Source organism: Microcoleus sp. CAWBG27, from assembly GCF_020883145.1.
Taxonomy (GTDB): Bacteria; Cyanobacteriota; Cyanobacteriia; order Cyanobacteriales; family Microcoleaceae; genus Microcoleus.
Genome location: NZ_JAHREU010000035.1, coordinates 39,223 through 52,219 on the forward strand (window position 1 = coordinate 39,223; position 12,997 = coordinate 52,219).

12 protein-coding genes and 1 pseudogene are annotated in these 12,997 nt (G+C 45.3%); 3 read left to right on the forward strand and 10 right to left on the reverse strand.

Features of this window, described 5'->3' with window-relative positions:
* Nucleotides 1-329: 329 nt before the first annotated feature.
* On the reverse strand, nucleotides 330-3,881 hold the full coding sequence (metH, locus tag QZ938_RS19275) for a methionine synthase (protein ID WP_293352856.1): 3,552 nt from the start codon (nucleotides 3,879-3,881) through the stop codon (nucleotides 330-332).
* 90 nt (nucleotides 3,882-3,971) lie between these two features.
* On the opposite strand from metH, the gene QZ938_RS19280 reads away from it, so the two are divergent.
* Complete coding sequence (locus tag QZ938_RS19280) at nucleotides 3,972-4,535, forward strand: type II toxin-antitoxin system Phd/YefM family antitoxin (RefSeq protein WP_293352858.1); 564 nt, start codon at nucleotides 3,972-3,974, stop codon at nucleotides 4,533-4,535.
* A gap of 364 nt (nucleotides 4,536-4,899) precedes the next feature.
* Here the strand turns inward: QZ938_RS19280 and QZ938_RS19285 are convergent, their stop codons facing one another.
* The 6 genes from QZ938_RS19285 to ispE all read right to left on the reverse strand — a co-directional run bounded on the left by QZ938_RS19285 (nucleotide 4,900) and on the right by ispE (nucleotide 9,224).
* Nucleotides 4,900-5,610, reverse strand: coding sequence for a hypothetical protein (locus QZ938_RS19285; protein ID WP_293147913.1), 711 nt, complete (start codon nucleotides 5,608-5,610; stop codon nucleotides 4,900-4,902).
* A gap of 195 nt (nucleotides 5,611-5,805) precedes the next feature.
* Complete coding sequence (locus tag QZ938_RS19290; RefSeq protein ID WP_293352860.1) at nucleotides 5,806-6,480, reverse strand: hypothetical protein; 675 nt, start codon at nucleotides 6,478-6,480, stop codon at nucleotides 5,806-5,808.
* A 77-nt stretch (nucleotides 6,481-6,557) separates the two neighbouring features.
* A complete protein-coding gene (locus QZ938_RS19295) occupies nucleotides 6,558-7,010 on the reverse strand; it encodes a DUF488 family protein (protein ID WP_293325344.1) in 453 nt (150 codons plus the stop codon).
* Nucleotides 6,988-7,626: a DUF488 family protein gene (locus tag QZ938_RS19300; protein ID WP_293147911.1), complete on the reverse strand. Its 639-nt coding sequence runs from the start codon at nucleotides 7,624-7,626 to the stop codon at nucleotides 6,988-6,990. The genes QZ938_RS19295 and QZ938_RS19300 overlap by 23 nt, the downstream gene beginning before the upstream one ends.
* 61 nt (nucleotides 7,627-7,687) lie before the next feature.
* On the reverse strand, nucleotides 7,688-8,041 hold the full coding sequence (locus tag QZ938_RS19305) for a DUF3082 domain-containing protein (RefSeq protein ID WP_293352862.1): 354 nt from the start codon (nucleotides 8,039-8,041) through the stop codon (nucleotides 7,688-7,690).
* Between the two features lie 205 nt (nucleotides 8,042-8,246).
* On the reverse strand, nucleotides 8,247-9,224 hold the full coding sequence (gene ispE / locus QZ938_RS19310; RefSeq protein ID WP_293147908.1) for a 4-(cytidine 5'-diphospho)-2-C-methyl-D-erythritol kinase: 978 nt from the start codon (nucleotides 9,222-9,224) through the stop codon (nucleotides 8,247-8,249).
* 93 nt (nucleotides 9,225-9,317) lie between these two features.
* On the opposite strand from ispE, the gene QZ938_RS19315 reads away from it, so the two are divergent.
* Nucleotides 9,318-9,497 (forward strand): hypothetical protein, encoded by a 180-nt coding sequence (locus QZ938_RS19315; protein ID WP_293352864.1) that lies wholly within the window; start codon nucleotides 9,318-9,320, stop codon nucleotides 9,495-9,497.
* Nucleotides 9,498-9,657: 160 nt separating this feature from the next.
* Here the strand turns inward: QZ938_RS19315 and rsmA are convergent, their stop codons facing one another.
* Nucleotides 9,658-10,479: a 16S rRNA (adenine(1518)-N(6)/adenine(1519)-N(6))-dimethyltransferase RsmA gene (rsmA, locus tag QZ938_RS19320; protein WP_293147963.1), complete on the reverse strand. Its 822-nt coding sequence runs from the start codon at nucleotides 10,477-10,479 to the stop codon at nucleotides 9,658-9,660.
* 276 nt (nucleotides 10,480-10,755) lie between these two features.
* Between rsmA and galK the strand changes: the two genes are divergently transcribed.
* On the forward strand, nucleotides 10,756-11,835 hold the full coding sequence (gene galK, locus QZ938_RS19325; RefSeq protein ID WP_293147905.1) for a galactokinase: 1,080 nt from the start codon (nucleotides 10,756-10,758) through the stop codon (nucleotides 11,833-11,835).
* Here galK and QZ938_RS19330 read toward each other — a convergent pair.
* Both QZ938_RS19330 and QZ938_RS19335 read right to left on the reverse strand, forming a co-directional pair.
* Entirely contained in the window at nucleotides 11,825-12,199 is a 375-nt protein-coding gene (locus tag QZ938_RS19330; protein ID WP_293352866.1) for a signal peptidase I, read from the reverse strand. The two genes, galK and QZ938_RS19330, sit on opposite strands and share 11 nt — an antisense overlap.
* Before the next feature lie 467 nt (nucleotides 12,200-12,666).
* Nucleotides 12,667-12,997, reverse strand: a pseudogene (locus QZ938_RS19335) (hypothetical protein); the annotation flags it as partial.

Genomic DNA, 12,997 nt, shown 5'->3' on the forward strand with positions numbered 1-12,997 from the left:
TCCTCACTACAAACCAGTTAGTCCTCTCCAAATGCGGACTAAAGTCCTCACTACAAACCCATAATAGAGGTTCGTAGTCAGGACTTTAGTCCTCTCCAAATGCGGACTAAAGTCCTCACTACAAACCAGTTAGTCCTCTCTAAATGCGGACTAAAGTCCTCACTACAAACCCATAATAGAGGTTCGTAGTCAGGACTTTAGTTCTCTCCAAATGCGGACTAAAGTCCTCACTACAAACCAGTTAGTCCTCTCCAAATGCGGACTAAAGTCCTCACTACAAACCCGAGGGATTTAAATGCACAACAGATTAGTCCGCGCGCACCAAATAATTAAGCACTGAAGTATTTCGCGGCTGGGTGATAGGTGATAATTGCAGTGGTGGATTGTTCCGGATAAAGCTGTTCGCTTTCATCCATGTACAGGTTTATACGATCGCACTTTAACAAATCTAATTGCTTGTACTGATCCGCCATATTCGGACAAGCCGGATAGCCGAAACTGTAGCGCGAACCGCGATATCGCTGCGCCAGCATATCCCGAATGTTGTCCGGTTCCTCGCTAGCAAAGCCCAATTCTCGGCGAATCCGCGCGTGAGTCCATTCTGCTACCGCTTCCGCTGTCTGTACCGCCAACCCGTGGAAGTAGAGGTAATCGGTATATTGATTGTTAGCAAATAGCTTTTGGGCGTACTCCGTAGCAACTTCTCCCACCGTCGCCACTTGCATCGGAAATACATCGATTTTGCCCGATTCTTTCGGCGCGAAGAAGTCGGCAATGCACAGCCTGCGCGCCGATTTTTGCCGGGGAAATGTCAATGTTGTGGCGGGTGTAGATACATCTTGCCCGTTACTCATAATTTCCGGGTTGTAAATATGCAACGAATTTCCCTCAGCTTGACAAGGAAAATACCCGTAAATTGCTTGGGGATGCAGTAACTTTTCGGTAATAATTTTGTGTTTCCATTCTTCCAGTATGGGATAAACTTTCTCTGCCAAGAAAGCATCGTATTCTTCTCGCGATTGGTCTTTTGGCTTGCGGAATTGCCACTGTCCCGCAACTAATGCTTGCAAATCTAAGTGCCAGAAAAGCTCTTCAAAGGGGATTTCTTCGGGCGATAACAGTTTGGTTCCCCAGAAAGGAGGATTCGGGCGATCGATATTTACGTCAACTGCTTCGGAACGCTTGGTATCAACAATCACCGGAGTGTCTGCCTTCTTCGCATCCTCAACCGCAGTTTCTGCCGAAGTTTTAGCTGCTTTCACCACCCCATTCTCACTCCCAACTTCATCTAAAAATCCAGCCAAATCTTCCCAGTTTCCAGCAGATTTGGCTGGCATCAGTTTGTCCATAAAATGCAAGTCAGAAAACGCATCTTTGCCGTAAACGACTTTACCTTTATAGGTATTTTGGCAGTCTTCATGGACAAACTTGGGAGTCAAAGCAGCACCTCCCAAAATTACGGGGACAGTGATTCCTTTCTGGTTGAATACTTCCAGATTTTCCTTCATAAATGCGGTAGATTTCACCAGCAAGCCGCTCATCGCAATACAATCTGCTTTGTGCTTTTCGTAGGCTTCGATGATATTGTCAACTGGCTGTTTAATTCCCAAATTAATTACTCGGTAGCCGTTGTTTGATAGGATAATATCAACTAAGTTTTTGCCGATGTCGTGAACGTCGCCTTTGACAGTTGCAATGATAAATGTGCCTTTAGCATTGTCCCCGGATTCGGACTTTTCCATGTACGGTTCTAAATAAGCAACTGCCGCTTTCATGGTTTCTGCTGACTGCAATACAAATGGCAATTGCATTTGTCCCGATCCGAACAATTCTCCGACTACTTTCATCCCATCTAACAAGAAGGTATTGATAATTTGCAGTGGCGGATAGGTTTCTAATGCTTTGGCTAGTTGGATGTCGAGGCCGATGCGTTCGCCGTCGATGATGTGGCGCTTCAATCGTTCTTCGACGGGGAGGTTTTCGTCTTGGGTACGATCGCGCTTGGTAGTTTTGCCCGCAAACACCGTTGTCAGGTCGCCCAAGGGGTCGTAAACGCAAATATCGCCGTCGAACTCGCGTTGGTCGTAGATCAGTTTGCGGCAGATTTCTTGGTGTTTGGGGTCGATTTTGGCGATCGGCAAAATCTTATTAGCGCTGATAATAGCCGAATCCATCCCCGCCTGCATCGCTTCGTGCAAAAACATGGAATTGAGAACTTGGCGCGCCGCCGGATTCAAGCCGAAGGAAATATTAGAAACTCCCAAAATCACGTGACATCCCGGCAATTCTTGGCGGATGCGACGGATAGATTCGATCGTAGCTTTGCCATTTTTTCGGTCTTCTTCAATCCCGGTAGAAATCGGCAAAGCCAGGGTGTCAAAAAAGAGTTCTGAGGCGGGAATTCCGTAGGCGATGGCGGCGTTATAGGCGCGTTGGGCGATCGCAAATTTTTGGTCAGCAGTTCGCGCCATCCCGTCTTCGTCAATCGTCCCGATCACAATCCCCGCGCCGTATTTTTTCGCCAACTCCAAAACTTGATAAAAACGCGGTTCTCCGTCTTCATAGTTGGTAGAATTTAGCAAACATTTGCCGCCCGCCACTTTCAAGCCGGCTTCCATCTTTTCCCACTCGGTGGAATCCAGCATTAAAGGCAGAGTTGCATTAGTCACAACGCGGGATACTAATTCTTTCATATCGCGCACGCCGTCGCGCCCGACATAATCGACGTTGACATCGAGAACGTGGGCGCCTTCTCGCACTTGTTCTCTAGCCATTGCTACTAAACCGTCCCAGTCTTCGGCGTTTAGCAAATCGCGGCATTTTTTGGAACCGCTAGCGTTGAGTTTTTCCCCGACAATTAAGAAGGAATTTTCTTGTTCGTAGGGTTGGGCGCTATAAATTGAAGCAGCGGCTGGTTCCCAAGTAATTTCGCGAATCTTGGGTTTAAGAGTTGTGCCAATTTCTGACAGTTCGCGGATGTGATCGTAGCGAGTGCCACAGCAGCCGCCGATGACTTGCACGCCTAAGTCTTCGACGAAGCGCATCAAGGCCATTTTTAATTCAATCGGCGTCAGTTTGTAGTGTGCGTGGCCGCCAATGTTTTCGGGTAAACCAGCGTTTGGTACGCAGGAAACCACGAAGGGCGAATGTTCGGATAGATATTTGACGTGTTCCGCCATGCGATCGGGCCCGGTGGCGCAGTTTAATCCTAAAATATCTATGGGATAGGGCTGCAAAATAGCTAAAGCGGCGCTGATGTCGGAACCGACTAACATTGTGCCGGTGGCTTCCATTGTGACTGATACCATTAACGGAATCCGCGCACCTTTTTTCTTAAATACTTCTTCAATGGCATTTAATGCTGATTTAATTTGCAGTACATCTTGACAAGTTTCGACAATAAATAAGTCAACGCCACCGTCATAAAGTCCTTCTGCTTGTTCGGTAAAAGCGGCGGTAAGCGTGTCAAAATCAATGTGTCCTAAGGTTGGCAATTTGGTGCCAGGGCCGATCGATCCTGCGACAAATCTCGGTTTTTCTGGCGTGTCAAATTCGGCCGCGATATTTTTGGCGAGTTCAGCCGCCGTTTTGTTGAGATAATAGGCTTTGTCGGCTAAATCGTACTCGGCGAGCACGATGGAAGCAGCGCCGAAGGTGTCTGTTTCGATGACATCGGCGCCTGCTTCGAGGAATCCTCGGTGCACGATGGCGACGGCTTCCGGCTTGGTGTGCACGAGATATTCGTTACAGCCTTCGTATTCTTTACCGCCAAAGTCTTCTGCGGTGAGGTTTTGGACTTGCAGGTTGGTTCCCATGGCGCCGTCGAAGACGATGACTGGGCGCGAGGGGTGGTGGAGTCGATCGAGAAATTTGCTATTCATCAGCGGTAAAAAGACGTAGGTGCTATATATTTACAATTTTCTCTATTGTGCAATATTGTCAACAATTATGCGTATCTTGAGGAACGACTGATGACTGAAGGATTTAATGCTGCTGACCGTAGTTCGATCGCACCTACGATCTTACCGATCGCCCTGGATAATTGTCAAAATTCTGCTGTGGGCGCGGCTGCGGGCGCTAAACTGGCGATCGACTCTGAGGGGTTTTTCCGCTTAACTGTTGAGGAATTTTGCGAAAATGCGATCGCGATCGTGAAACGAGTGATGCAAAAGGGCGATCGTTTTATTTTACAGCAAGCAGGGAAAGATCTAGCTGCGATCGTTCCTGAAACAGAATTTCACAAGCTAGATTATCTGATGGAAACACTCAAACCCTCACAATTCTTTCCTGACGAAGAAGCATATTATGAAGATGAGAGAGGAATCCACTGCATTTACCCGGACGAACTTGTAGAAGACATTGATAATATTTTAGCAGATGTCAAGGAATTCGACGAATTATTTGGCTTATTGCCCACTGAGGAAATGGGAGAAAATATTGATATTTTCATATCTGTAGCTATTCTCATGTCTGTCGATCGTTTTTGGGTACCGGAGTACCTAATCGCCGAGAAATCCCGACTAAAAATGCTATAAGCTTAGTATTAGTAGGGTGTGTCGCCACATAAAATAAGTCGCCTCATAGGGTGTTCTTCAGCTTTGCAAATATGTGTGTAGGGGCGAAGCATGACCGCTGTCAATATAAGATTATAACTAATAAATTATATGCGGTCATGCTTCGCCCTCTTCAAAAACTCAATTTGGCAAGGGCGAAGCATTTCGGCACATAATTTATGAATGAGAACCAGAGATTTACTGCCGAAATGCTTCGCCCCTACGAATATATTTGCAAAAATGAGATGCACCCGTTTCGTAGTGAGGACTTCAGCCCTTGCATTTGATGCGGACTGAAGTCCTCACTACGAACCTTTGACTGTTTAAAAACAATTATAATTTTTCATTATTTCTTTCTCATCTTTCTCTGTGAACCTCTTTTAGGCAAGTGCTTAATTTCACTTTCGGCTGGAACTTCTACTTTTTCTACAATTTCTAAATCCACAATTTCAACCTCGCCTCCGCTGATTTCTTCAGCTTTCTCAACATCCTGCAAATCCTGCTGATGTTCGACTAACTCCAATCCAAATCCAGAATCTAAAATCGGCAATTCATCCATGGCTTCACTAATCTCAGCTTCCCCAACCCCATCGTCAATTTCCGCCGCTAAATCTTCCTCAATTTCTTGACTAATTTGAGTTTCTCTAATTTCCTTCTCAACTAACTGCAACGATAACTGCTGGTTTTCCCTTGACAAATGCTCAATCTGAGTCGCTTGAATTCTAAGCTGTTCATTCAAAACGCGAATTTCTCGGTTTTGCTGCTGAATCATTTCTTCGCCATCAGCAATAGTTCGATTTCTCTCTAATATGACTTCATTTCTAGTTTCTAATTCCAAAGCGCTCATTGCTGCTTTAATTACATTATAAAAATGCGGCTTAGACACATCAACTTGTTTAGCATTATGGCGACTTTTCCCCAAAAGTCCAATCTTTTCTCCTTGCTTGACAGCCAACACAAAACCTTGATGATTTTTAATTTTTAATTCTTTGACAAAATCAACTTGAACTAAGCTGCAAATATATCTGTGACAGTCATAATAAAATTCTGCTTTCATGAAAAAGCACCCCTTTCTGCTACAGTCCCGCAGAATTATAGCACGAAGAATGTTAAATCTCGAACAAAATCTCTAAACCTATGCCGCGCGCCGATCGCCCTACCATAATTTCAAATGTATGCGATGTCAAGAGTTGTTACTAAAATTAATCAAAAATCAAGAATCGATCGCCATTTCAATCAAAACGCCAGCTAATCAATAATAAATAATATCTTCCTCCAACTCAATCACACCCGCAATCAACTTCCAACAAGGATCGTCTCCTTCCCAATCATCAGGCCGCCAAGGCATACTTAAACTGATGGTTAGCAAACAAGCTTTTTCCGGGCGATAACCCAAATCCAACCTTCTAGTAAACACCGGATCGGTAATTGTTGCCGTCAATTTTTGATTGTATGCAGTTACAATAGCTCCTTCCCATTTATTCCCACCTTCAAATCTTTTGCCGACCATTCTTACGGTAAATTTTACTGCTTTTATTAATTGTAAAGTAATGCGCTCTTCCCTTGGCAAAGATTGCATATAATCTACTGTCACAAATCGCAAATCATTATGCAAAATATATGCCCTATCGCGGAAATGTTTCAGTAAATAGGCTGAAGAAACCTTCCCAACCAGTTGCCATTTTCCCGGAAGAATAGACAGATTTTCAGACTCAAAACCAAAATCCGGCCCCGTATTTGCCAAAGGAATGTCTATAACATCTAATAATGCCGGTTCGAGTCTATTTATCTGCCGTATTTCTTTAGGAATCTGGCCGTCTGGTAAGTCGGAAATTGGACGTACCCAGTTACCATTAATTTCATTAATTCCAGCGATGCACCTGTCACCTCGTTTCCAGGAATTAGCAAGGCAAATTATCCGAGTCATTAGATTTTAGATGTTAGATGTTAGATTTTAGATTGATTCCTCTATGTATGGCGTGCACTCCCCGCCAGCTATGCAATTCAAAGATGACTAATTTTGACATTTTGCCACTTATCGTTGAGATATTCAGCAACTAAACGGCGGTGACAGTTGTGAGGCTGTGGTTCGCTACAAAGCAGACACCCGCAGTCTAGAATATCCGGTGAAATTTTTTGCTCAATTTGTCGATCGCGAATCAACTGCAAAAACTGCTGTTCATAAACATCCCAATCTCCCTTTTTCTTTTTATAATCATCCAGAATATCTTGAGTCGGCGCTAAATCCAGAATATGCACATACTCAATATTACCAATTGTCCGCAAAAAATACTCTAAATCTTTCCGCTTAGCAAAACCAGCTAGCTGCGACACATTATTCAGCCGCGTATCTATCACCCTGCGGACTCCGGCTTTTATCAAGGTATCAAAAAATTGCTCGGCACTTTTTTGAGTAAAACCAATTGTAAATAAATTAATTGCTTTCTTTGGTGACATACGCGATTTCCAATCCGTAACGATAATAAGCTGTTTCTAAATCAACTATTTCATCTTTAACTTGAGGTTCTAATTCAAACAAGCTTAACTGAATTGGCTGATTGTTGTTTTTACCTTTGTTTTTACCTTTGTTAAACTTGCTCAAAAGTCTTGCTTCTACATCCTGGTGTGATTCTACACTGCCATCGGACAGAATATGATTTATTTGCAAATTAAATTCCTTGAGTTTGTGGCAAACTAAAATAGTGCGGTGACAAGTAATCGGGTCTTTTTCCGCACACATTAAACTAATTTTATAATTAGTGGTGCCTTTGAGCAAGCGTTGAATTCCTGAGGCAAATAGAGGAGTCGCTGCTATGCGATCGTACAAAGCTTTACCGCTAGTATCGTAACAGCTTAAGTCTTCCGGCCTCGCACCCAATTCTTGCCCCAAAAAAACATATTGAATGCCCGCAGCAGACAGAGAATCTGTAATTTCTGATTTATTAAAATGAGGTAAATAGCGGCTGAAAGGATGCGATCGCACGTCCGCAACCGCTGTGATTCCGTGTTGTTGTAACAGCAAAATAAACGCTTCAATACTGTGATTGGAGTGTCCGATCGTAAATAATTCCATTGTTTCGATCTTACTATTAAGTATTCAGCTTGCAGGCGAGATTTTCTGTGGGCTGATAGTTTCAAGCTGCGGGTTTCTTCACCAGCTTTTGAATCCCAATTTGCAAACCCAGCAGCATTAAACCGACAGCCGCCAGCCCAAAAACGCCCGTACCTAAAGCCACCATTCCCACTACTAAAGTTCGCACGGCGACACTAATTTTAAGCACAGTAATATTGGCGGAATGCAGCGGCTTGCTAGCAAAATTTAGAGCGATCGACATAGTTAGCGAATACAAACCAAAAGCGAACACACTCGCGATCAGCGAACCAATCACGCACCGCAAAACAGTCGGCTGCTTGGGAGATGCAGGCGTTGTATCCCGCGCCGAACTTAGAGGTTCAGAAGTAGAATTTGGATTAGTTAAATCAGCCATGGCGATTTTAGATTTTAGATTTTAGATTTTAGATTTCTGGTTAATTTACCAAAACTAAAATCGGTGTTTCATGTCATTTTATCAGTTCTGCGATCTTAATAGACTCCGCGCAAAGTTAGATTCATTTTTGCCGTTAGCGCAGCCCTCGGAGAGGATCGCCCCCACTGACATTTAAACGACGATCGCGATCGCACCCGACAGCGAGTTACACCCTCACAATCGGCGGTTTCGTGTCATTTCCTTCCGAAAAAATCCGAATCCCAGTATTGCTAAACTTTGCTACCCAAAAATCCAAATCAGGAGAGGCGATCGCACTTTTCACCCGTTCCAGAACTTGCTGAGCCTGCTCTGGAGACTCACAGAGTGCAAACACCGTCGGCCCGGAACCAGACATCATCGCACCCAAAACCCCCGCCGACTCAAAAGCCTCCCGCAATTGCAACACCTGCGGGTACACGGGTAAAGCAACTTTTTCTAAATCGTTGTGCAGCAATTGACCAATTTTCGATCGATCTTTTTGCGCGATCGCCCCCACCATCGGCCCTGAATGCAGCCTTTGGCGGCGACATTCCAAATCTTCGGGCGCACAATAGGAACTACTGAACTGTTTGCGATAAGTTTGATACGACCATGCAGTAGAAATACTGAGATTGCGAAACTTCGCCAGCACCACACAAAAACCACCCAGATCGGGCAGGGGAGAGAGTTTATCCCCACGACCTGTTGCCAGAGCCGTACCTCCTCCAATGCAAAAAGGCACATCAGAACCCAGAGTTCCGCCCAACTCTTGCAACTCCGATTGAGTGAGTCCCAATTGCCACAGCAAGTCCATCCCGACTAAAACTGCGGCAGCATTTGCAGAACCGCCGGCGAGCCCCGCGGCCACCGGAATCTGCTTGTGAATGGCAATCTCGACTCCGCCGTATTTCGCCAAAGCATCTGGAAATTGCTGCGCCAACAAATCCGCCGCCCGATAAGCCAGATTATTCTTGTCCGGGGGGACTTGGGGGTGATCGCAGCGCACGCGGATCGTGTCCGTTCCGATCGCGCGCAAGTCAATTCGATCGGCCAAATCTATGCTTTGAAGCACCATCGCCAATTCGTGATATCCGTCGGGGCGATCGCCTATTATCTCCAAATACAGATTGATTTTTGCTGAAGCTAGCAGAGAATATGAACGCATAGGTGATTAAGCCGCGGGTGAAAGAAACCCCTGGTTGAAGAAATTAATTGACACCAGTCAGACTACATTTTCTCACAACTCAAAGGAAATATTATGCAGGAAATGTGGAAAACTTTTTTTAGTTCGGGGTCATTTATTCCCCACGGGCACTGTTATCGATGGCAGACCAAGTTAGTCTGGCTGCACGTAGCCTCAGATTCAATAATTGCGATCGCCTATTTCTCGCTCCCGATTACACTGGTTTACTTTATTTCCAAACGCGAAAGTCATTAGTCATTATTCATCAGTCATGTTTTGCGAGTAAACAAGAGCTCGCGAACGTTATTAATCATCAGTTATCACTAAACTTATTGCATAAATCTTTGATTGATAGGCGAACCGCAGATGCAACCCAGATTATTTCCAGATAAGAAAGCTTGGGAGTGCAAGAATTCTAGTCATCGGCACACAAATTATTGCTCAAATTTACCCATTGCGCCACGCTTAAATCTTCAGCGCGAGATTGAGGATTTATCTGTAACTTTTCTAACAATTGAACGAGTTTATCTAAATCCACAGATCCTTTTAAATTATTACGCAGCATCTTGCGCTTGCTGCCAAATCCCAACTTGACTAAAGTCTCTAAATAACGCGGATTAACTGCTGGCGTTTCTATCACTCGGGGCAGCAGCCGCACCACGGCGGAATCGACTTTTGGCGGCGGATAAAAGTCTCTAGACGGCACATCGCAAATTAACTCGCATTCTGCTAAATACTGCACCCGCACCGACAAAGCGCCAAAAGCTGTCGAACCAGGTTTAGCGTAAAGCCTTTGGGCTACTTCTTTCTGCACCAACAGGACGATCGCATCGAAGGGTTTCGCAACCGGCACAGATATCGTTCCCAGCAGTTTTTGCAGGATGGGGCCGGTGATATTGTAGGGAATGTTGGCAACAACTTTATTGGGATCTTGGAATTTGGGAAAGGCGATTAGTTCAGCCTCTAAATCCATTTCCAGAAAATCGCCTTGTAGCAGTAAAAAGTTGTCGTTTTTGCCTAGTTGCTTGGCAAGTTTTAGGCACAAATCTCGATCGATCTCCACCGCAACAACAGACTCAGCCGCAGCAAGCAAGGGCCGAGTCAGAATCCCAGTGCCCGGCCCGATTTCCAGGACGCGATCGCCCGACAAACTTGCCGCTTTGACAATCTTATCTAAGGCTTTCTCGCTTTTGAGCCAATGTTGAGCAAACTGTTTCCGGGGTCTGGTCGATCGCATTTTTTGAATTCTTGGAGAAATCTTAGCCTGCCATTCTATCACAACCCATATTTTTTCCCAAGCTAAAGTTATGTTTATTTTTGTAAACAGGGGTTGAATTCAGCAAAAAACTTAGGCATCATAAAATGATTAACGATAAAAAATAAGTTTATTTCTTCCCAATTCCCTTGATTGACGACACGGAAGTCACGGATACACGGATAGCTGTTTTTCCAAATAACCAATAACAAATAACCAATAACAAATAACCAATAACCAATTCCCAATTCTCCCAAAATGAAATTCCAACGAGTATTTGGTACATTACCCCAAACCCAAGCCAGCGCGCCCGGAAGAGTAAATATGCTGGGCGAACACACAGACTACAACGATGGATTTGTACTTCCGACTGCGATTGGGCAGCGCACAACAGTACAAATTGGCTTCAGCAGCGATACCCGACACCATTTTTATTCAGCCGAATATGACGAACTCATAAATTTTTCAGACGACGATACCATACCGCAAAAATTCGTCAGTTATATCTGCGGCTGCATCCGACTTTTAGAAAAAGAAGGGTACAAAATACCACCAATAAATCTCTACATTACCTCCGATGTGCCGATCGGCGCCGGTTTGTCCAGCAGCGCCGCTTTAGAAATAGCCACCCTCAGAGCAATCCGCGCGCTGCTGAACCTCCCCCTAGACGACGTGCGGCTGGCTCAAATCGGACAGCTAACCGAAATCCGGTATGCCGGAGTGAACTGTGGCATCATGGATCAAATGGCGTCGAGTTTAGCAGACACCAAAACGATGCTATTTCTCGACACCCGCAGCCTCGAATACCGCGCGCTACCTTTTCCCACAGGCACAGAAATTTTAGTCATTGACAGCGGTGAAAGCCACAAGCTAGCAGCCGGAAGCGGCTACAACCAGCGGCGTGCTGAGTGCGAAGAATCCGCCCGGATATTGGGAGTTAAAGCCCTTAGGGATATCACCGATCCCAAAGCAGTGGAAGTATTGCCGGAACCCCTAAAAAGGCGATCGCGCCACGTCGTCACCGAAAACAACCGCGTGCTGCAAGCTGTAAAATCTTTACCAGCCGAACGTTTCGGCGATTTAATGAATGCTTCCCATGCGAGTTTGCGCGACGACTACGAAGTTTCGGTGGTTGCAGTAGATGCCTTGGCGGCAATCTTGCAGTCAATCCCCGGAGTTTTCGGCGCGAGGCTGACGGGCGGAGGTTTTGGTGGTGCTTGTGTTGCACTGGTTAAGAGTGGGAAAGCCGATGTTATTGCATCAGAGGCGATCGATCGCTACCAGCGGGCGGGTTATAATGGTCGCGTTTTAGTTCCCGAAGTTCAAGTTAATTCTTAATCGCAGAACTATCTCCCGACACCGAAGGCCACCGCACAGTCACGATCACCGAATCCTCCTCGGCCGACCAATAATGAGGCACTCCCGGCAGCCAGAGAGCATAATCTCCTTCACAACACAGCAAGATTTCTTGCGAAGGAAATTGCAAGCGAAACCGCCCTTTTACCAGAATAGAAAGCGTAGTTGCTGCCGCATTTACCGCCCACTGAGTCCTGCAATCTCCCGCTGTGTGAACGCCCCATTTTACCTCTAACGCAGAAGTCGATCGCGCGTCATCTTCGGGCATTATAAAGTGACCCGCAAACCAACCGCCGCGACTTGCACCTTCAGCACCCGCATTTCCAAAAATCACTTCAGGTGGCATCAGTTAATAATCTAACAAATAAATATTTTAGTAACACAAACTCAAGAGTTCGCAGTAAGGACTTTAGTCCTAAACACAACAGGCAATCGATCTTTAGGTACGTAGTTGCGCTTCAGCGCTCTTTCATAGATCTGCAAAGAGCGCTAAAGCGCAACTACGTACCTTTATTTGATGTGACAACGGTTTGTAGTAATGACTTTAGTCCTAAACACAATGGTCACTCCACAGATAAATCTGGGAGATCGAACTAAGGTCTAAAATCTTGGGATACCCACGACAGCCCTGCGGGGACTTCCGTTTTTGGGCGGGTCAATTAATCGTGAAAAACAGCAGCAAAAAGAGCCACCCAAACAGATCCATCGAAACTGGGAGCATCTCAGTTTTTCATTTATAGCGGATCTAGCTCTCATATGAGGTATGTTGTTGGGCTTGGGCCCTCTTGATTTAAGGGTTGTGTGGGCTGTCAGTTATACCTCATCTTTTTGAGAAAGGCTATATATATAGTGCTGTCCCCGGTCGCGAGTTGTACAATACGCGAGCGGGGACAGCACTATAATAAAAAAATGCTTTTTACAAAATTGAGATGCTCCCACATGAATCGCCTCAAACCGTCCCTGAAAAAGTGAACCAACTCTTTGATAGCGTTTATTAATAGCCTTGGCATAAGACAGAGTAAATGCCTGCATCAGGTTAGAAAAACGATTCGTTTTCAGGTAAATCAATAAATTATAGTGATTCGGCATCAAAAATTGTCGCAGAAACCCGGTTTCTTGGATTTGGGGGCGATCGCGCAGGGCC